Source organism: Bacillus sp. T2.9-1 (assembly GCF_950097965.1).
Taxonomy (GTDB): Bacteria; Bacillota; Bacilli; order Bacillales; family Cytobacillaceae; genus Niallia; species Niallia hominis.
In genome coordinates, this window is the sequence record NZ_CATNHG010000013.1 from 37,844 (window position 1) to 58,095 (window position 20,252).

Sequence of the window (20,252 nt, forward strand, 5' to 3'; positions counted from 1 at the left end):
ATAAATGAATCTAACTAGTTGGAAAAATGGTGTTCATAAGGTGGATGAAAACCAAAAAGAAGAGGAGGAGACACAAAACTGGTCTTCATCAAAGGCATGAGAGTCTCAAAAAGCCAACCCTTCAAGCTGAATTATCCTTATGCATAAACTAAAACCAGTGTAACCAATAAAACAAATCGCGAGAGGCAGCATTGCCTCTCGCGATTTGCTTTTTATTTCGCTTTCAACCGAATCACAGTTTCCTCATCTGGGGTTACATAAACTGTTTGCTGATTATCATAGATAACAAAACCGGGTTTTGCGCCACTTGGCTTTTTCACATGACGGACTAGGGTATAATCCACTGGAACAGAACTTGATTGGCGAGCTTTACTGAAATAAGCGGCTAATTTGGCAGCTTGTAGAATTGTTTCCTCCGAAGGCTCCTTGCTCCGGATAACGACATGGGATCCAGGGATATCCTTCGTATGCAGCCAAATCTCATCCCTGGCAGCTACACGATTGGTTAAATAATCATTTTGTTTATTGTTTTTGCCAACGATAATCTCTGTTTGATCATCAGATAAATAATAATCTAGTACTGGCTTTACATTTTGTTGTTTTTTCGTTTGTTTTTTTTGCCTTTCTCTTAAGTATCCTTCTTCTACTAGCTCTTCACGAATTTCATGAATATCCTTCGGTGAGGCAGCAAGAATTTGCTGGTATAATGTTTCAAAATACTCGTATTCTTGTTCTGCTAGTTGAATTTGTTCCTTAATAATGTCAATAGAGTTTTTCGCCTTTTGATATTTCGTAAAATATTTTTGCGCATTTTCAGAAGGAGATAGTCTTGGATTAAGGGGAATCTTAATCATTACCCCATCTTCTTCGTAGTAATTTAGAACTTCTACCTCTGACATGCCTTTTTTAACTGCATATAAATTTGCTGTTAAGAGTTCGCCAAGCAATTGATATTCCTCTGCGTTCTCTGCTTCCATTAATGAACGTTCTAGCTTTTTAATCTTTTTGCTATTTTTATCCCGTTCATTCACAATGAAACGTTCTAAATCATTGCTTTGTTGCTTTACTCGATCCCGTTCTGCTTTTCCGAAATAATATCGATCAAGCATTTTGCTTAAAGTAGGGAAAGCTTTAATTTCACCTTTCACATGCTCTATTGGCAGAAAGTAAAAATATTCTTTTTCGGGAGTATCCATAATAGAAGGAGCATAGCTGCCTTTTTTTATTGGATCCATTATAGCCAGAAAAGCCTTTGGCAGTGTATCGCGGTTCGCAAGACCAGCATGATAGAAAATTTCTTTGGCAACTAAAGGGGAGAATCCAGCGAACTGCTGTACAAGCTGCTTGTCCAACTTTCCGCTATTAAAATCAATTGCTCTTAAAACATCTTCCTCTGTAGCTGTATAAGGATCTTGTTTTTCTTGTTTTGGTGGAGCCTTATACTCATAGCCAGGTAGTATGGCTCTATGGCTATTAACAGCATAGGAAATATGTTTAATGCTATCTAAAATTGTATTTTTGTCGCGATCGATCAAAATAATATTGCTGTGTCGTCCCATTATTTCAATCATCAGTTTTTTATAGGAAGTATCGCCAATTTCATTTCTTCCTCTAATCTCAAAAACAATGATTCGTTCATTGTCTATCTGATAAATGTCTTCTATAAAGTAACCTTCTAAATGCTTGCGTAAAAGCATGCAAAACATTGGTGGCTCTTTCGGATTTTCATATGTTTCCTCGGTAATTTGAACTCGTGCATAGCTCGGATGTGCAGATAAAAGCAACTTTTGATTTTTTCCATTTGCACGAACAGATAAAATAATTTCATTTGTAAAAGGCTGCTGAACTTTATTAATTCTGCCTCCTAGTAACAGATCTTTTAATTCCAGGGACATTGCTCTTGTAAATAAACCATCAAATGACATAACTAACAACCTCATTTATAATAATTTCCCTCTTTACTCTATCTTTAATTACAAAGAAATACAAGGATTTGGTAGCCTTAATGAAGAAAAATTAGCATCTTGTGATAAGAAGAAATGGCCAAAAAATTATTTTTAATTTTAAAACGAAATAAAAATCTAACCCTGATAGCATTTTTTCGGCCAAGCCTGAATATGATTTCCATAGAGTGGTGTTGGGACAACTATGTATGTTAGTTAGAATTGCTAACCTTTGTTCAGAACTACTACGTAATTATTTCGCAAAAGTGCTATTCGCGAACGGTGAATGAAAAAGGGGGAAGTGAGATGGCCGGATGAACTATCATGAAATGAACGAAAAAGAAGTAGAACAAACATTGAATACTGATTTTTCGGCTGGATTAACGGATGAAGAGGCGGAAAAGCGACGAAAGAATTTTGGATTTAATGAATTAGAGGAAGGAGAAAAGCAATCACTATTGCTTATTTTCTTCAGTCAATTTAAGGATTTTATGGTACTTGTTCTTTTAGCTGCTACGCTTGTTTCAGGTTTATTGGGTGAATATATTGATGCGATTGCCATTATTGCAATCATCATTCTCAATAGTTTTCTTGGATTTTTTCAAGAAATTCGTGCAGAGAAATCCTTGTCTGCTTTAAAGGAGTTATCACAGCCCCATGTTCATGCCCTTCGCAACGGGGAATGGATAAATATTTTATCAAAGGAATTAGTTCCTGGAGATGTCATTAAATTTGCTAGCGGGGACCGAATCGGTGCAGATGTAAGAATAATAGAATCAAGAAGTTTAGAGGTCGAAGAATCAGCGTTAACAGGTGAATCTGTACCTGTTCCTAAAATCGTATCAGCCATTAAGAATAATAATTTAGCGCTCGGTGATATGGAGAATATGGGCTTTATGGGTACGATGGTTTCGCGTGGAAGTGGTGTTGGTGTCGTAATCGGTACGGGAATGAAGACGGCGATGGGACAAATCGCAGACTTGCTGCAAAATGCAGATTCTGTGACAACCCCACTGCAAAGAAGATTAGAGCAGTTAGGGAAGATTCTCATTGTAACGGCCTTGCTATTAACAGTATTAGTTGTAGTAATTGGTGTACTTCAAGGACATGATTTATACACAATGGTTCTAGCAGGTGTATCCTTAGCAGTTGCTGCAATACCAGAAGGGCTACCGGCGATTGTAACAATTGCTTTATCTCTTGGTGTTCAGAAAATGATCCGAAAAAATGCAATTGTCCGTAAATTGCCTGCAGTAGAAACGCTGGGATGTGCTTCTGTAATCTGTTCAGACAAAACCGGTACATTAACGCAAAATAAAATGACGGTTACAAGAACATGGATTGGTGGCAAAACGTATACAGTAGATGGAACAGGATACGAACCACAAGGAAAATACTATGCAGATGAAAAATTAGTCGATCCTGCTAAAGATAAGGCGTTACAACAGCTTTTAACATTTGGAATGCTTTGTAATCATGCAGAGATACTGCAAAAAGACGGAGAATATGTTTTAAACGGTGATCCGACAGAAGGCGCTATACTAGTTGCTGGTATGAAGGCAGGATTTTCGCGCTCTCAATTATTAAATCAATTTACGATAGTGAATGAATTTCCTTTTGATTCGACAAGAAAAATGATGAGTGTGATCGTAAAGGACCCATCTGGAAGACAGTTTGTCGTAACAAAAGGTGCACCAGATGTGTTGATTGGTCAAAGTAAATCGATTCTTTTTGAAAATCGTTCCACTGTATTAGGAAGTGAGCAGAAGAAAGTAGTGCAGGAAGCGATTAACGGATTAGCTTCCCAAGCGCTTCGTACGATTGCTATTGGATATAAGGAAATATCTCCAAATACGATTATTATGCACGAAAGAGAAGCGGAAAAGGATTTAATTTTTATCGGGCTCCAAGGCATTATTGACCCGCCAAGACCAGAAGTAAAACAAGCTGTTAAAGAATGTAAAGAAGCTGGAATTAAGACAGTTATGATTACCGGAGACCATGTTATTACGGCAAAAGCGATTGCTAAGCAGCTTGGCATTGCCAATAACCGTTCCAAGGTAATGGAAGGAAAAGAGCTAACAGATTTAAGTTTACAAGAATTAGAGGATATTGTAGAAGATGTTGCTGTATTCGCTCGCGTTTCACCAGAACATAAACTGAAGATTGTTCAAGCTTTCCAAAATAGAGGACATGTCGTAGCTATGACTGGTGATGGGGTGAATGATGCTCCAGCAATCAAGAAGGCGGACATCGGTATTGCAATGGGAGTTACAGGTACAGATGTAGCGAAGGAAGCATCCTCTTTAGTATTAATGGATGACAATTTTGCAAGCATTAAAGCAGCGATCGTAGAAGGTAGAAATATCTATGAAAATATTCGTAAATTTATCCGATATTTACTAGCTTCAAATGTTGGGGAAATACTGGTTATGCTGTTTGCGATGTTATTAGCTCTACCTTTACCACTTGTACCAATCCAAATTCTATGGGTGAATTTAGTAACAGATGGATTGCCAGCAATGGCCTTAGGCTTGGATAGACCAGAAGACAATGTCATGAAAAGAGGTCCGCGAAGTCCGAATGAAGGTGTATTTTCAAGAGGGCTCGGCTGGAAGGTAATTTCAAGAGGATTTTTAATTGGGATTTCCACGATTTTAGCGTTTATGTTTGCCTATGATAATAATCCCGAAAATCTAGAATACGCCCAAACAGTGGCATTTATCACATTAGTCCTTGCTCAGTTAATACATGTTTTTGACTGCCGCAGTGAAAAATCAATTCTTTCAAGAAACCCATTTGGCAATATGTATCTTGTATGGGCCGTTATTTCATCCCTTGTACTGGCACTAGTTGTCATTTACGTACCATTCCTACAAGAGATCTTCCATACCCTGCCAATAGCAATGAAAGATTGGCCAATGATCATCGGATTCGCCTCCGTACCAACTTTTTTACTTGCAGGATCATTTTTATTAAGTAAATCAAAATAAAATATGTTATAATCCAAAAGGTAGTAGAGACCACTCTATTACCTTTTATTTATTTAATGTAGTTTTTAATGCTGTTTTTTCTAAAATATTCGACGCTATGCAAGTATGATGAGAAATTATTAAAGAATAATAAAGCAGCCTGAATACACGGAGACACCACGGGGATTAGCGAGACAGGTGAGACCCCGGAAGAGAAGCTGAGGAGGCTCACCGCTCGCCCCACGGAAAGCGAAGTGTATTCAGGCTGCGGGTTAGTAGCGAAACTTTGCGGGAAAAGCATGAGCAACATTAATTCGCACATTTTAAGAAAACGGATGTGTTAGCATGATAAAAAGTATGACTGGATTTGGAAGAGCAACAAAACAATATCATCATTCAACACTTCACATTGAAATGAAATCGGTCAATCACAGGTTTAGCGATCAGATTATTCGGATGCCAAAGCAATTTCTATATTTGGAAGAACAAATAAAGAAAATTATTTCAAACTATATACATAGAGGTAGAGTAGAAGTATTTGTAAGCTTAGAAGATGAAGAGAAAAGGGGCCAAGAAATGATCGTCGATTGGCCATTGCTTGATCAATATTACCAATTACTTCATCAATTAAAAGACAAATATTCCATTGAAGAGCCTATCTCCCTACGAGATCTCTTAAATCAAGAAGAGTGTTTTCAGATAGTAGAACGGGAACTTGACATGGAAGAACTATCAGAAGTATTACTTACTACAGTTGAAGAAGCGGTTGTCCAGTTAAATAATATGCGAACAATAGAAGGATTAGAGTTATCCAAAGACTTAGAAAACAACCTGAAGCAAACAGAGACTTGGGTTGAACAATTACAGTCATTAGCTCCTGAAGTGATTTCACAATACCGGGAAAAGCTGAAAGCACGTCTAGAAAGCTATTTGCCGGAACCGATAGAGGAAGCAAGACTCATTACAGAAGTGGCAATTTTTGCAGATAAAGCAGATATTAATGAGGAATTAGTTAGATTACATAGTCATATTAGACAGTTTTATCAAATTATGGAAGAAGAAAGCCCGATTGGAAGAAAGCTTGATTTCTTGTTGCAGGAAATGAACAGAGAAATCAATACGATAGGTTCTAAAGCTAATTCATCAGCAATTGGAGCAATTGTTGTCGAGGTGAAAAGCTGTTTGGAAAAAATGAAAGAACAAATCCAAAACATTGAATAAATAGGGTTTAGAATAAATCTTCCTAGTTAAAACTAAAAATAATAGGATTGGAGTAGGCAAATGTCCATTAAGTTAATTAATATTGGTTTTGGAAACATAGTTTCTGCAAATAGAATTATCTCTATTGTCAGTCCAGAATCTGCCCCCATTAAACGCATTATCCAAGATGCTAGGGATAGAGGATCATTAATAGATGCTACATATGGCAGAAGAACGAGAGCGGTTATCGTAATGGATAGCGATCATGTTGTTCTTTCAGCAGTTCAGCCAGAAACGGTTGCACATCGATTAAATGATCGTGATGAGATTATAGACGAAGGGTAGGAGAAAGATTTGGTAGAAAAGGGACTTTTAATCGTTTTGTCTGGACCTTCTGGTGTAGGGAAAGGAACAGTGAGGAAGGAAATATTCTCACAACAAAATACATCTTTTGAATATTCTATTTCCATGACAACTAGAGCTCCGCGCGCTGGTGAAGTAGATGGTGTAGATTATTTCTTTAAATCGAGAGAAGAATTTGAGGGCTTAATCGAACAAGGGAAATTACTAGAATATGCAGAATTTGTAGGAAATTACTACGGTACACCAGTTGATTACGTACGAGAAACAACATTAAAAGGGAAAGACGTCTTTTTAGAAATTGAGGTAGAAGGTGCAAAGCAGGTTCGTGAGAAGTTTCCTGACGGCTTATTTATCTTTTTAAGCCCGCCAAGCCTATCAGAGTTGAAGAATCGTATTGTGACAAGAGGTACAGAGTCAGAAGAGATTATTAACAACCGTATGAATGTGGCAAGAGAAGAAATTGAAATGATGCACTTATATGATTATGTCGTAGAAAATGATACAGTAGAGAATGCTTGTGAAAAAATTAAAGCAATCATTGTTGCTGAACATTGTCGCAGAGAAAGAGTAGAACCAAAATACAAGAAAATGCTGGAGGCTAAATAATGTTATATCCATCCATTGATAAATTAATGACAAAAATCGATTCTAAATATTCATTAGTATCTGTTGCTGCAAAGAGAGCAAGAAAGCTACAAACAAATGCGAGACCACAATTAGCAAAATATGTTTCTCATAAAAATGTAGGAAAAGCATTAGAAGAGATTAATAAAGATCAGCTAACTTACCGTGTAAATACTCCAAGTGGTTCAAGCGAGGAATAATTAAATTTTTTTGAAAAATATAGTACAAACTAAAAGGCTTAGGTAAAAGGAGCAATTCCATTTACTAAGTCTTTTTTCATGGACATAATGGTTATTTAATTATATGCTTAACAATAATAGAAGTAATGAAAGACTACATAATGGTGTTCCCATAAATGTTTAAATTCTAACTAAGCAGGTTGGTTTCCGATTTAAGATTTGGCGAAGCGGCTCGGCGCTCGTCCCAGTGAATCGTGCTGTCCCCACGGAATACAAATAAAACAATATTATTTATCATAAACTCTTAGAACAGAAAGAAAGGAAGGAAGCGCATAATGTTGAATGGAAAGAAGATTCTTCTTTGTGTTACGGGAGGAATTGCAGTTTATAAGGCATGTGCTTTAACAAGTAAATTAACGCAAAAGGGCGCGGATGTGAAGGTTATCATGTCGGAAGCGGCCATGGAATTTGTGAATCCTTTAACCTTTAAAGCACTTTCTAAAAACGAAGTATATACGGACACATTTGATGAAAAAGATCCGAAAGTGATTGCCCACATTGATTTGGCAGATTGGGCTGATTTGATTTTAGTCGCACCGGCAACAGCGAATGTGATAGGAAAAATAGCAAACGGCATTGCTGATAATATGATTACAACCACCTTGCTTGCAGCGACAAGTGATGTTTGGATTGCTCCTGCCATGAATGTTCATATGTATGATCACCCCGCAGTTATTAAAAACATTAATACGCTTCATGACTATGGGTATCGATTTATTAACCCGGGTGAAGGTTATTTAGCATGCGGGTATGTGGGGAAGGGAAGATTGGAAGAACCAGAAATGATTATTCAGCATATGGAGGATTATTTCTCTGGGAAGAAAAACATCCTTAGTGGTACAACCGTTCTCGTAACTGCTGGACCGACGCGAGAAAAAATTGATCCTGTTCGTTTTATTTCCAATCATTCATCTGGAAAAATGGGATATAGTATTGCAAAAAAGGCAATTGCATATGGGGCAAATGTTATTTTAGTATCCGGACCAACAAATCTTGCCCCACCAAAGGGTGCACAGGTAATTTCTGTGGAAAGTGCTGAAGAGATGTATAATGCGGTGATAAGCTATAGCGAGAAGTCTGACATTATCATTAAAACTGCAGCAGTTAGTGATTATAAGCCAACGGTAGTATATGATCATAAAGTGAAAAAGCAAAGCGGTCCAGAAACAATCGAATTTACACGGACGAAGGATATTTTGTCAGAACTTGGGTCGCGAAAAAATCAACAAATTCTGATTGGCTTTGCAGCAGAAACGCAAAATATGGCTGCGTATGCAATGGATAAATTAAAGCGGAAAAATGCGGATATGATTGTTGCTAATAATGTAAATAGGCAGGATTCTGGCTTTGGAACAGATACAAATTTAGTAACAATGTATAAGAAAGATGGGACTTCCATCGAACTTCCCCTTCTTTCTAAAGATGAAGTAGCGGAAAAAATCTTGGAACAAGCGGTCTTGATGAAGGAAGCTGTTCAGAAATGACTGTAGCGAAAGTAATTGTCGATGTTCCGGCAAAACAAACGGACAGACCCTATGATTATCTCATTCCAGAAGAACTGGAGGAGGTTATTCAACCAGGCATGCGAGTTATTGTTCCATTCGGTCCTAGAAAGGTTCAAGGATTTGTGGAAAGCTTGGAGGAAACGTCTAGTTTTAAATCACTTAAAAAGATAATCGAGCCGATGGACTTAGTACCTGTTTTAAATAAAGAGCTTTTATCCCTTGCTGATTGGTTGTCTCATTCTACCCTTTGCTATAAAATTTCTGCTTTTCAAGCGATGCTACCGCCGGCTTTAAAGGCTAAATATGAGCGCAAGGTAAAAAGGGTAATGGGAAAAGAACAAGACATGGCAGAAGGGGTAGCTGCTCTTTTTCGCAATATGGAAGAAGTAGTGTGGGAGGAAGCTCTAAAGAATGTATCTCTTTCTGCTCTGCAAAAGGAAGTGAAAAAAGGAACAATAGAAGTTTCCTACGAGGTTCAATCAAGAGGTCAAAAGAAAAAGGTAAAGCATATTTATCCTTTGATAAAGAGAAAAGATTTAACCGATTACGAAGAATCGCTGAATAAAAACGCAAAAAAACAAAAAGAATTACTTGCGTTTTTTAGTGAGCATCCAGAACCAATTGAACAAAAACAGCTCTTAACGAAATTAAAGATTTCTACAGCTGCTATAAAAGGGCTAGTCGAAAAAGGTCTTCTCGGCGAAATAGATAAAGAAGTATATCGAGATCCTTATCAAGAGCGTGAGTTTGAAAGAACATATGCCTTGCCTTTAACAGATGATCAGGCGAAAGTTGTTGCACCGATCCATCAGGCGGTCAAAGAGGAGCGCCATGAAGTGTTTCTCTTATATGGTGTAACCGGTAGCGGGAAAACAGAAGTTTATTTGCAATCCATTGAAAAAGTATTGGCAAAGGGAGAGGAAGCGATTGTGCTTGTCCCTGAAATCGCCCTAACTCCCCAAATGGTTAACCGTTTTAAAGGGCGATTTGGTGAACTTGTTGCGGTTTTGCATAGTGGATTGTCAGTGGGAGAAAAGTATGATGAGTGGCGAAAAATTCAAAGAAACGAAGTGAAAGTTGTCGTAGGAGCTAGGTCCGCCATCTTTGCTCCATTTACGAATCTTGGCATTATCATTATTGATGAAGAGCATGAAATGACCTATAAGCAAGAGGAGAATCCACGTTACCATGCAAAGGACGTTGCCATCGAAAGAGGGAAAAAGCATGGTTGTTCGATTATTTTAGGTAGTGCAACTCCTTCTTTAGAAAGCTTTGCACGAGCCCAAAAAGGCGTATATACTTTACTATCCCTTCCTAATCGAATGAATAACCAATCCCTTCCTAATGTAGAAATTATTGATATGCGGGAAGAACTTCGAACCGGCAATCGCTCCATGTTTTCCGAAGCATTGCTAGATAAGCTGAAAGATCGCCTTGAAAAGAAAGAGCAAACAGTCTTATTTTTAAATAAGCGAGGGCATTCGTCCTTTGTCATGTGCCGTGACTGTGGGTATGTTGTTAAATGTCCGAATTGTGATATTAGCTTAACCTACCACCGTTTTCAAAATCAGATGAAGTGTCATTATTGTGGATATGAAACATATACGCCTACCACTTGTCCAGAATGTAGCAGTGAGCATATTCGGTATTTTGGAACAGGTACGCAGAAGGTAGAAGAAGAGCTGGCGAAAATCCTGCCAGAAGCTAGAGTTATTCGGATGGATGTGGACACAACAAGTCGAAAGGGTGCTCATGAAAAGCTGCTACAAAAATTCCAAGATGGAGAGGCAGATATTCTATTAGGCACACAAATGATTGCCAAAGGACTAGATTTCCCAAGAATTACGCTAGTTGGTGTACTATCAGCTGATACAATGCTTCATCTGCCAGATTTCCGCTCATCGGAGAAGACCTTTCAATTACTGACACAAGTAAGTGGAAGAGCAGGCAGACATAAATTACAGGGCGAAGTTATTTTTCAAACATATACCCCTGAGCATTATAGTATAGAGCTTGCGAGCGAACAGGATTATGACCGTTTTTATGAAACGGAGATGATGATTCGCAGACAGCATGCCTATCCGCCATACTATTTTCTTACGATGATTACGATTAGTCATGAAGAGCTGATGAAAGTAGTCGGTGTCTCGGAGAAAATCACGCAGATCGTCAGAAATAGATTATCACCGCAAACGGTTATTTTAGGACCAGTCGCTTCACCAATCGCAAGGATAAAGAATAAATATCGTTATCAATGCCTAATAAAATATAAACAAGAACCAAACTTAGAGGAAGTTCTAAAGTCAATTTTAGATCATTATCAGACTGAAATAAGCACAAATGGATTGCAGATCTCGATTGATGTTAATCCGTTTATTTTGATGTAGTGATGACTGTTACAAACGATGCTACTGTTGCTATTAACCTTCAACGTGAAAATGAAAATAAAAAGAAATGACAGAATGGAAACGGTCATTTCTTTTTATTTTGCTATATTAATTTTCCTTCTCCAAATAATATATCCCAATCTGTATATTTTGCTTATGGTTTCCAAAATGTTCCCCAAATAAAGTCATCCCACCAACTCTTTCTGAATCTTCTTTAACCGCAATTTTCAAAGTGAGAAAGGGGGAGTTCTCTAATTGTAAATCATTAATCGTGACACTAGAAAACGGCTCCCCATCAATACCTGTATCCATTTTATTTACCCTGATTGTTTTTAAAAGGCCGTACTGACTAAATTTATCATTCCACCATTTTGGCGTATAGCGACCTCTCACATCAGAAAAATTTCCAGGCACAGTGTAGGTGCCAATCTCCACGTTATTTAAGTAAAACGTTATATCACTTGGCCATACATTATTGGAAATCGGAAACTCAGATGCAAGCTCTAGACTGATTTCTACCATTTCTGGAATTTCATTTGGTCCTAGTAAATTTGGGATTTTGTACTCTACAAATCCTTTAGATAACCATAATAGCTGTGCATCTACTCTTTGGCTATCCATAAAAAATTTAGGATCATCCGCTTTCCCGATGATTTCTTTTTCTGTTGCAATTCCGCAAGTAGGCATAGCGGAAAAATCAGTATAATGACCAATTCTTAAATCTGTCTGGTGGAGTTGATATTCTTTAAATATTTTTCTTGGAAAATGAATTTCAATATTGTCTATCGCTAAATAGACTATTTTCTGCAGTCCTGATTTTCCCGGGGTTCTTTCCGATTTAACGATTCCTGCTTCTTCTAGCTTTTGAATATGACGGGTAACGATAGCGGCACTTATGCCTAATTGTTTTGCTAAATCAGATATATTCATATTGTTTTTAGCAAGGATTTCAATAATCTCAATTCTTGTTTCGCTAGCAAGTGCTTGGTAAATATGAAAATAATCCTTTGAAATTTGTATTTGCATGGGGACCTCCTTTAACTATTTAGTTAAACAATAGCTTGTTTATTTATTTTATCATTCGTAGTGTTTAACCGCAATAGAAAACACTTTAAATATTGACAAAATAGCATTGACAACGCTTTCTTGAGTTGTTAAATTAGTAATGTAAAAAGGTTTGAAAGATAAACTTTAACTTTTTAGTTAAAGAATTTAGTTGAGTAATGAGTTAAATAAAAAGGAGGAATTATTGTGGGGGCAAAGAGTAAGCTTTGGAAGTATCTTGGGGTAATTGGGCTTTCAATTGGTATTTTAGCAGGCTGTGGAGATTCGGAAGCTAGTAGCAGTTCCAAAAACGAAATTACGTTTTGGAATCCATTCACAGGGCCTGACGGGAAAAACATGCAGGCAATGGTAAATGAATATAATAAGACGAATCCTGAATACAAAATTAAAAACGTTTCATTAAAAGAAACGGACATGTATACGAAGATTCCGACAATTGTAAACTCCAAAAAGAATATTCCAGATTTAACAATCGTCCATGCAGAACGAATTAAACAGTTTAAAGATAATGGCATGTTAACTGCTTATAATGATTTGCTCGCCGATTTTCCAGAAATTAAGGCAGACAATTATGTTGCGGAGGCTTGGAAGATTGGAGAACTAGATTCAGAGCGTTATAGTATTCCATTAGATATTCATACTTTCGGACTTTATTACAATAAAGATTTAGTGGATAAGTATTTACCGACAGCATTGGATGATAATATTGTAACATTTGATGAGATTAAACAAGTTGGTGAGCAAGCGCAAAAGGATAAAATCAGAGCACTAGGGGTAACATGGCTGAAGCCTAATTTCTTGTCACTATATGCACAAAATGGCGGTGAGCTAACAGAAGACGGCATTCAACCAACTTTAGTTAACCAAGCAGCGAAAGATACTTTTAATTTGTGGAGAGATTATGTGAAGGCTGGCTATACGACAAAGGATGGAGAAGATCCTACGCAAATGTTCTTAACTGGAAAAGTTGTTTTTCTACCAGAAGGAATTTGGATGCAAAACCAAATTAAAGAGTCAAAGATAAATTGGGGATTAACAAACGCTCCGCAATTATCAGATGACTTATCTAAAGCAGTGAACTGGTCTTCCTCACACCAATTTGTCATGTTTAAAGATGATTCTCGTAGCGAAGAAAAAGCAAAAGGTGTCGTTGAGTTTCTAGATTGGGTTCGTGATAATTCAATGGAATGGGCAAAATCCGGTCAAAACCCAGCAACGCTTTCTCTATTAGAAAATGAAGAATATAAAGCAATGCCACAATCATTCTTTTTAGCAACACCAGAACAACAAGCAACATTAAAAATATTTGACTACAAATACAATGGTTATGTTTCTGAATTGCTTGATTCGAAAGCGGGCGATGTTGTATTCTCCAAAACAGAAACGGACAAAGCATTAGAGGATATGGAAAAAGAAATATCTGCAAAGGTAGAAAAAGATAATTCGAATAATTGATTTTCGAATAAAAATGAAAGTGTTTACTTTTTGAGTTGGGATTTTAGGGGTTTTTAGATAATTGAAAACATGCAGGAAAAGGAAGGATAGCCAATCTTAAGCAGACTGAATACACGAAAGGCGCAACCGGGTTAAACGAGCGAGATACGTGGAAACATGACTAGTTATGCTCGCGATGACTAAAACCTTGCCAGCAAAAAGCGAAGTGTATTCAGCTGCAGCTAATATCAACAAAACGGCCCAATCTATTTAGAATAGTCAACAGCCTACATACAGAAATCAAAGTTGCTAGTAAGAAAATAAGTGCATTTAGACTATAAGTTTTAATTGTATAGGATCTACGAATCTTACTTTAATAAAAGCAAGAGGAAAGGAAGTAGGGTGTATGGAAACTGTTTCCACTACGAAATATGTGAATCAAATGAAAATGAAAAATACTAGGAATACCTCCTTTGCCCCATGGCTATTTTTAGCACCTCATTTGATTATTTTTGGAGTGTTTTTTCTGATTCCAATCTTTTTTGGAATTTATATCTCTTTTACAGAATGGGATTTGATTAGTTCCCCAACCTTTGTTGGATTGGATAATTATAAAGAACTATTACTTCAATCTGATTCCGTCTTTTATGAACAACTTCATAGTGGTTTGAAAAACACCTTTTTATTTGTTCTATTTACCGTCCCATTTTGTATTCTTGTACCTCTCTTTCTTGCAGCGGCATTGAATACAAAACCGACTCTGTGGAAAGTTTTTCAGTCTTTATTCTATCTACCATCATTATTCGCAATTTCTGCTGTCATTATCATTTGGGGACTTATGTTTAACGTAACGTATGGTCCAATTAATAATATATTTAATCTTGAAACAGTTTGGACTGGTACACAGCCGTTTGCATGGATTGCACTAGTAGTAGTAACGGTTTGGTGGACGATTGGTGGGAATATGATCATTTACCAAGCGGCACTGAATGGCATTCCGAAAGATTACTATGAAGCAGCAGACATTGATGGCGCTTCTTCTTTCCAGAAATTTATTAACATCACCCTTCCAAGTATGAAAGGGCAAATTCTTTATACGGTTGTTATCACAACCATTGCCCAATTTAATGTCTATGGTCAGCCATTAATGTTAACTGGTGGTGGCCCAACAGACTCAACGAGAGTGTTATTAATGGATATTCAGCAAAATGCCTTTGGTTCAGGTCAATCGATTGCTGGAATCTCGTCTGCAATGGCTGTTATTCTTGGACTTTGCATAATGGTTGTTGCATCATTGCAATTCTTTTTCTTAAGAGAGAGAAAGAATTAATTAGAGGAGGAAGAGTATGAGTAGTAAAAGAACCAATCCACTACCGAAAATAATTGCTTTTGCCTTTTTGCTTGTCATGGCTGTGATTTGGATTATTCCTTTATTATGGGGAGTTGTAACCTCCTTTAAATCAGAAATAGAACTACAAACAGTGGGCTTTAAATTTTTACCGATTGAATGGGTACTTACAAATTACACAACATTATTAGTTGATAATACAAGTACACCATTGGTACGTTGGTTTACAAATTCAGTTGTTATTTCTGTATCACATACCATCTTAGTTTTAATTGTTGTTACATTATCTGCGTTCGCATTTAGCAGATTGGATTTTAGGGGTAAAAACGGTTTGTTTGCTTTTTTAATGGCAACGATGATGTTTCCAGGAGTAGTAAATCTTATTCCTCTTTATAAAATTATCGATGTCCTTGGATGGGTGAATTCACCGATTGCGATGATTGTTCCTGGAGCTGCTGGAGTATTTAATATCTTCCTAGTTAGACAGTTTATGAATAATATTCCCCTCGAATTTGATGAGGCTGCCCGTATGGATGGTGCAAATGATTTTCAAATTTTAGGAAAAGTAATATTGCCATTGGTAAAACCAGTACTTTTGGTTGTTGCCTTATTCTCCTTTACGGGATCATGGAACGACTTCTTATGGCCGTCCATTGTATTTAATGATATAGAAAAGATGCCAATTACACCAGGTCTACAATTATTGCAAGGAATGTATCAAGCACAACCGACTTTATTAATGGCAGGTGCATTGTTTGCGATTATTCCAACCTTTATTTTATATCTATTCGCACAAAAGTATTTCTTGGAATCTATGTCGTTATCTGCAGGGGTGAAAGGATAATGAATAGAAAGTTAGAAAGAAATTTAGTGAGAATTGTGGGTGTTTGGCAAATTGTTGATGGTCTCTTTACGATCTTGCTATATGGGACATTAAAAAAGGTAGAAGGTGCAAAGCTTGTAGAGGATTCTAAGTTCGCTTATATGAAAGCAATGGAATCGTATGTAGGAAGTATCTATATATTTATAGGGATGTTTGGTGCCTTGTTAATCGGTCTCGGGTTAATTAATTTAGTTTGTGCAAAAAAATATATGATAGATGATCAAGTCCATGTAAAGGTCGCAGTTTGGCTATTCGTATGTGGGGCACTATCTTATACGATCATGGATATTATAAGTCTAGTTTTATGTATGTCGGCGGGTATCTTAGTTTTAGCAAAAAATAAATCTATACGAAAAATAAATAGGACAAGAAATGAACAAGTTGGAGGTATAAATTAATGAATGAATGGCATCCAAATCCTCAATTCCACAGAGCGGAATGGGTTTCACTAGACGGAGAATGGAAATTTGCTTTTGATGATAAAAAAGTAGGGGAGAAGGAGAAGTGGTATGCATCTTTTCCAAAGAGCACAACCATAAATGTGCCGTTCACCTATGAAACGAAAGCAAGTGGGATTAATCAGCAAGAACATCACGAAACGGTTTGGTATGAAAGAACGATTACAATCGATGATATACAAAAGCATCCGATTGTCCATTTTGAAGGAGTAGATTATGAGGCGTTTATCTATGTAAATGGTCATCTCGTAACAATTCATCAAGGAGGTTACCATGGTTTTTCTGTAGATATAGCTAACTATGTGACAACTGGCGAGAATAAACTGACTGTTAAAGTCAAAGATTCAAAGGATTGTGCACAACCGAGAGGAAAACAACGCTGGCATGATGAAAATTTTGGCTGCTGGTATGTTCAAACAACGGGAATATGGAAACCGGTTTGGTTGGAGTATGTAAATGAAGCTCACTTAAACCATGCTAAAATTACACCATTATTTGATGAGCAAAAAGTAGCGATAGAAGTAGAAACAAAAGACATCCCGCTTACAGCAGAAGGATATAAAGTAGTAGCAACAATCCAATTTAATGGCAAAGTAATCAATGAATTAACGGCAAATATAGTTGATAATGTAGCAATACTTAAAGGAAGTGTTTTAGAAAGACTGGATCCATGGACAATGAAGGTGTGGAGTCCAGAAAATCCTAATCTATATGATTTGACTCTTAAATTGTACCATCAAGATGTATTACTGGATGAAGTCCAATCCTATTTTGGAATGCGTAAGATATCTATTGAAGGAAATAGAATCCTTCTGAATAATAGAGAGCTATATCAACGCTTAATTTTAGACCAAGGCTATTGGGAAGAATCGGATTTAACTCCACCAAGTGTTTCGGCTTTAGAAGAAGATATCGATAAAGTATTAGAATTGGGTTATAACGGAGTACGGAAGCACCAAAAAGTAGAGGACAGCAGATTTTTATATTTAGCGGATAAAAAAGGTCTTCTTGTCTGGTTAGAGGTTGGTTCAACGTATGGGTTTAGTGACAAAGCTGTTCGGAATTTCACCAATGAATGGTTAGAAATTGTAAAGCAAAATTACAACCATCCAAGTGTAATCACATGGGTTCCATTTAATGAATCATGGGGTATTGGTAATATCCATCATGACAGACAGCAACAAGCTTTTACAGAAAGTATCTATCATTTAACAAAAGCATATGATAGCAATCGTCCTGTAATCACAAATGACGGTTGGGAACATACTGTTTCCGATATTATCACATTGCATGACTATGAAGAATTTGGAGCGCTTCTTGCAAGTAGATATGAAGATAAAGAAAAATTAATGTCGAATTCCATCCAGTTTAATAAAGGTTTCTATGCCTTTGCAAAGAATTACCCATATAAAGGTCAGCCAATCCTTATTTCTGAATTTGGCGGAATTGCTTTTCAAACAGAGGAAGGCTGGGGATATGGGAATCAAGTGAAGGATGAAGAAGCGTTTTTTAAACGTTTTGAAGACATCCATCATGCAGTTCAGGATTTAGAATATGTATGTGGTTATTGTTATACACAACTAACAGATGTCCAACAAGAAGTAAATGGCTTGCTTACAATCGATAGAAAACCAAAAGTTTCTGTTGAGAGAGTAAGACAAGTAAATACTCGAAGATTATAATCATAGGAGTGTATAAGATGACGAGACAAGAGTACCCGCGCCCTCAGTTTGTGCGTGATGAGTGGATTAACTTAAATGGAACATGGCAATTTCAGTTTGATGATGACAATATTGGAGAAAAAAAGCAGTATTTTAATAAAGAAACATTTGAAAAAGAAATACAAGTTCCGTTTGTTTACCAATCTCTATTAAGTGGGATTGGAGAAAGAGCTGTCCATGAATATGTGTGGTATAAAAAAGAAGTAGTTATTTCTAATGATTCTGCCAAAAAAACAATCTTGCATTTTGGGGCGGTAGACTATTATTGCAAGGTCTATGTGAACGGACAATTCGTTGGAGAGCATGAAGGCGGGCATACTTCGTTTTCATTTGATATTTCCAATTATTTAGCAGAAGAAAATCAAACTATTACTGTTAAGGTCTATGATCCTTTAAAAGATGAAACGATTCCGCGGGGCAAACAATTCTGGGAAGAGGAGCCCCGGGCGATTTGGTATACGAATTCGACAGGAATTTGGCAAACGGTTTGGGTGGAACAAGTAAATAAAGAACATATCGAAAAAGTTCGATTTACATCTGATCTTGATAGTGGAGTCGTATGGATGGATTTTGCTTTAAATGAAGAAATAGATATTTCGAAAGCTACTTATTATATAAACTACAAAATGATGTTTAAGAACACTTTGATTGCAGAAGATCGAATGAAAATGAATAATATTGCTGAAAAACGGGCAGTAGACATTATTCAAAATAAAATCTTCCGTACGAATTTTCATGATGATGGCTACACTTGGTCACCAGAGCATCCAAATTTATTTGATGTTTCTCTTGAACTTTGTGATGAAAGTGGAACAGTTTTAGATCGGGTGGATTCCTATTTCGGCTATCGTAAAGTTCATACGGAAAAGGGCATGGTCTATTTAAATAATAAACCATATTATCAAAAACTGGTTCTTGATCAAGGGTATTGGCCAGAGGGACTTTTAACAGCGCCGAAAGCAGAAGACTTTAAAAAAGATATCGAGTTCGCTAAAGAAATGGGGTTTAATGGCTGTAGAAAGCATCAAAAAACAGAAGATCCTCTCTTCTTGCATTATGCAGATACATTAGGTTTTCTAGTATGGGGAGAATGCGCATCAGCACCTATCTATACAAAAACAGCTGCAACAAGATTAATGAAGGAATGGATGGAAATTGTGGAGAGAGATTATAATCATCCGTCTATTATCACTTGGGTGCCACTTAATGAAAGCTGGGGTATTCCAGATATTCATTCTGATAAAACACAGCAGCATTTTTCAACAACTATGTATCATATGCTCCATGCCATTGATGGCACACGCCTTGTAATCTCCAATGATGGCTGGGAAGCAACCGTTACAGACATTTGTGCGATTCATAATTACGGCCATGGAAATGCAGAGGAGAAGGAGAAATATCAATATTTCAAGGAGTCTATTTCAACCGTTGAAAATTTACTTACCCATGCTCATAGTAAATGGGATGTGTATGCAGCAAATCACGCTCATAAAGGAGAACCAATCCTGTTAACAGAATTCGGAGGTATTGCTTTTAAAATGGGTGATCAAAGCGGCTGGGGCTATACTTCCGTAGAGAACGCAGAGGATTATATAACAGAATACCGCAAGATTATGGAAGCAATTTTCCAATCAAAAGGACTATGGGGCTATTGCTATACACAACTTACAGATGTCGAACAAGAAATTAACGGTATTCTAACATATGAGCGCGTTCCAAAATGCGACTTAGCGAAAATTAAAGAGCTTAATAATCTGTTTTTCCCAGAAAGATTGGCGATAAAGGGGTAAATGTTTTACTAGCAATTATAATGGACGTAGCGGGGAACCGCTCCTTTCTTTTTGCATGGTAATATGTTAAAATGTTCAAGGCTCATGACAGCGAAAATGATGGATGGTTAAAGTTATCCTGAGTTTTTCTGACATGGGTTTTTATTTTGTTAGCCCAAAATAGGAAGGAACTTATTAATTTCCAAAAGGAATACATAGCTATTTAGTAGCAGGGTTTGATAAAATACAAAAAGGAATGAGTTTTTGCATAGGCTGTTTGTACGAACTTTATTTAGATAAAAGGAACAATAAATTTGAAAATAGTCTTCGGTTAAAAATTA

Annotated in this window: 15 protein-coding genes; 13 read left to right on the plus strand and 2 right to left on the minus strand. The window is 36.8% G+C overall.

Features of this window, described 5'->3' with window-relative positions; translation table 11 throughout:
- Positions 1-212: 212 nt before the first annotated feature.
- Positions 213-1,925: an Rqc2 family fibronectin-binding protein gene (locus QQZ16_RS01930; RefSeq protein WP_284561025.1), complete on the minus strand. Its 1,713-nt coding sequence runs from the start codon at positions 1,923-1,925 to the stop codon at positions 213-215.
- Between the two features lie 332 nt (positions 1,926-2,257).
- Here QQZ16_RS01930 and QQZ16_RS01935 point away from each other — a divergent pair, with 332 nt between their 5' ends.
- The 7 genes from QQZ16_RS01935 to priA all read left to right on the plus strand — a co-directional run bounded on the left by QQZ16_RS01935 (position 2,258) and on the right by priA (position 11,233).
- A complete protein-coding gene (locus tag QQZ16_RS01935; protein WP_284561026.1) occupies positions 2,258-4,936 on the plus strand; it encodes a calcium-translocating P-type ATPase, SERCA-type in 2,679 nt (892 codons plus the stop codon).
- Positions 4,937-5,260: 324 nt separating this feature from the next.
- Positions 5,261-6,136 carry a YicC/YloC family endoribonuclease gene (locus QQZ16_RS01940; protein WP_284561027.1) on the plus strand — a complete coding sequence of 292 codons (876 nt, stop codon included), beginning with the start codon at positions 5,261-5,263 and terminating at the stop codon, positions 6,134-6,136.
- A 60-nt stretch (positions 6,137-6,196) separates the two neighbouring features.
- On the plus strand, positions 6,197-6,460 hold the full coding sequence (gene remA, locus QQZ16_RS01945) for an extracellular matrix/biofilm regulator RemA (RefSeq protein WP_031534358.1): 264 nt from the start codon (positions 6,197-6,199) through the stop codon (positions 6,458-6,460).
- Positions 6,461-6,469: 9 nt separating this feature from the next.
- Positions 6,470-7,084 (plus strand): guanylate kinase, encoded by a 615-nt coding sequence (gmk, locus tag QQZ16_RS01950; RefSeq protein ID WP_031534359.1) that lies wholly within the window; start codon positions 6,470-6,472, stop codon positions 7,082-7,084.
- Positions 7,084-7,302 carry a DNA-directed RNA polymerase subunit omega gene (gene rpoZ, locus QQZ16_RS01955; RefSeq protein WP_031534362.1) on the plus strand — a complete coding sequence of 73 codons (219 nt, stop codon included), beginning with the start codon at positions 7,084-7,086 and terminating at the stop codon, positions 7,300-7,302. Before gmk ends, rpoZ begins: the two co-directional genes overlap by 1 nt.
- Positions 7,303-7,616: 314 nt before the next feature.
- On the plus strand, positions 7,617-8,825 hold the full coding sequence (gene coaBC, locus QQZ16_RS01960) for a bifunctional phosphopantothenoylcysteine decarboxylase/phosphopantothenate--cysteine ligase CoaBC (RefSeq protein WP_235251026.1): 1,209 nt from the start codon (positions 7,617-7,619) through the stop codon (positions 8,823-8,825).
- Positions 8,822-11,233 carry a primosomal protein N' gene (priA, locus tag QQZ16_RS01965; RefSeq protein ID WP_284561028.1) on the plus strand — a complete coding sequence of 804 codons (2,412 nt, stop codon included), beginning with the start codon at positions 8,822-8,824 and terminating at the stop codon, positions 11,231-11,233. The genes coaBC and priA overlap by 4 nt, the downstream gene beginning before the upstream one ends.
- Positions 11,234-11,341: 108 nt before the next feature.
- Here the strand turns inward: priA and QQZ16_RS01970 are convergent, their stop codons facing one another.
- Positions 11,342-12,259: an ArsR/SmtB family transcription factor gene (locus QQZ16_RS01970; protein WP_284561029.1), complete on the minus strand. Its 918-nt coding sequence runs from the start codon at positions 12,257-12,259 to the stop codon at positions 11,342-11,344.
- A 225-nt stretch (positions 12,260-12,484) separates the two neighbouring features.
- Between QQZ16_RS01970 and QQZ16_RS01975 the strand changes: the two genes are divergently transcribed.
- From QQZ16_RS01975 to QQZ16_RS02000, 6 genes are all read left to right on the plus strand, one after another.
- Positions 12,485-13,753, plus strand: a complete 1,269-nt coding sequence (locus QQZ16_RS01975; RefSeq protein WP_031534370.1) for an extracellular solute-binding protein — start codon at positions 12,485-12,487, stop codon at positions 13,751-13,753.
- Between the two features lie 385 nt (positions 13,754-14,138).
- Positions 14,139-15,062 carry a carbohydrate ABC transporter permease gene (locus QQZ16_RS01980; RefSeq protein WP_342395190.1) on the plus strand — a complete coding sequence of 308 codons (924 nt, stop codon included), beginning with the start codon at positions 14,139-14,141 and terminating at the stop codon, positions 15,060-15,062.
- Positions 15,063-15,078: 16 nt separating this feature from the next.
- Positions 15,079-15,924, plus strand: a complete 846-nt coding sequence (locus QQZ16_RS01985) for a carbohydrate ABC transporter permease (RefSeq protein ID WP_235247712.1) — start codon at positions 15,079-15,081, stop codon at positions 15,922-15,924.
- The gene (locus tag QQZ16_RS01990; protein WP_031534377.1) at positions 15,924-16,361 is read left to right on the plus strand and encodes a hypothetical protein; all 438 of its coding nucleotides are present in this window, start codon (positions 15,924-15,926) and stop codon (positions 16,359-16,361) included. Before QQZ16_RS01985 ends, QQZ16_RS01990 begins: the two co-directional genes overlap by 1 nt.
- On the plus strand, positions 16,361-18,103 hold the full coding sequence (locus QQZ16_RS01995; protein WP_031534378.1) for a glycoside hydrolase family 2 protein: 1,743 nt from the start codon (positions 16,361-16,363) through the stop codon (positions 18,101-18,103). Before QQZ16_RS01990 ends, QQZ16_RS01995 begins: the two co-directional genes overlap by 1 nt.
- A gap of 17 nt (positions 18,104-18,120) precedes the next feature.
- Complete coding sequence (locus QQZ16_RS02000; protein ID WP_284561030.1) at positions 18,121-19,932, plus strand: glycoside hydrolase family 2 protein; 1,812 nt, start codon at positions 18,121-18,123, stop codon at positions 19,930-19,932.
- The last annotated feature ends 320 nt before the right edge of the window (positions 19,933-20,252 follow it).

Excerpts from the sequence above, each read along its gene's own strand:
- QQZ16_RS01995 (WP_031534378.1), top strand. The coding sequence starts at position 16,361 with ATGAATGAATGGCATCCAAATCCTCAATTCCACAGAGCGGAATGGGTT.
- QQZ16_RS02000 (WP_284561030.1), top strand. The coding sequence starts at position 18,121 with ATGACGAGACAAGAGTACCCGCGCCCTCAGTTTGTGCGTGATGAGTGG.
- coaBC (WP_235251026.1), top strand. The coding sequence starts at position 7,617 with ATGTTGAATGGAAAGAAGATTCTTCTTTGTGTTACGGGAGGAATTGCA.
- QQZ16_RS01930 (WP_284561025.1), bottom strand. The coding sequence starts at position 1,925 with ATGTCATTTGATGGTTTATTTACAAGAGCAATGTCCCTGGAATTAAAA.
- QQZ16_RS01985 (WP_235247712.1), top strand. The coding sequence starts at position 15,079 with ATGAGTAGTAAAAGAACCAATCCACTACCGAAAATAATTGCTTTTGCC.
- QQZ16_RS01935 (WP_284561026.1), top strand. The coding sequence starts at position 2,258 with ATGAACTATCATGAAATGAACGAAAAAGAAGTAGAACAAACATTGAAT.
- remA (WP_031534358.1), top strand. The coding sequence starts at position 6,197 with ATGTCCATTAAGTTAATTAATATTGGTTTTGGAAACATAGTTTCTGCA.
- rpoZ (WP_031534362.1), top strand. The coding sequence starts at position 7,084 with ATGTTATATCCATCCATTGATAAATTAATGACAAAAATCGATTCTAAA.
- QQZ16_RS01980 (WP_342395190.1), top strand. The coding sequence starts at position 14,139 with ATGGAAACTGTTTCCACTACGAAATATGTGAATCAAATGAAAATGAAA.
- QQZ16_RS01940 (WP_284561027.1), top strand. The coding sequence starts at position 5,261 with ATGATAAAAAGTATGACTGGATTTGGAAGAGCAACAAAACAATATCAT.
- QQZ16_RS01970 (WP_284561029.1), bottom strand. The coding sequence starts at position 12,259 with ATGCAAATACAAATTTCAAAGGATTATTTTCATATTTACCAAGCACTT.
- QQZ16_RS01990 (WP_031534377.1), top strand. The coding sequence starts at position 15,924 with ATGAATAGAAAGTTAGAAAGAAATTTAGTGAGAATTGTGGGTGTTTGG.
- priA (WP_284561028.1), top strand. The coding sequence starts at position 8,822 with ATGACTGTAGCGAAAGTAATTGTCGATGTTCCGGCAAAACAAACGGAC.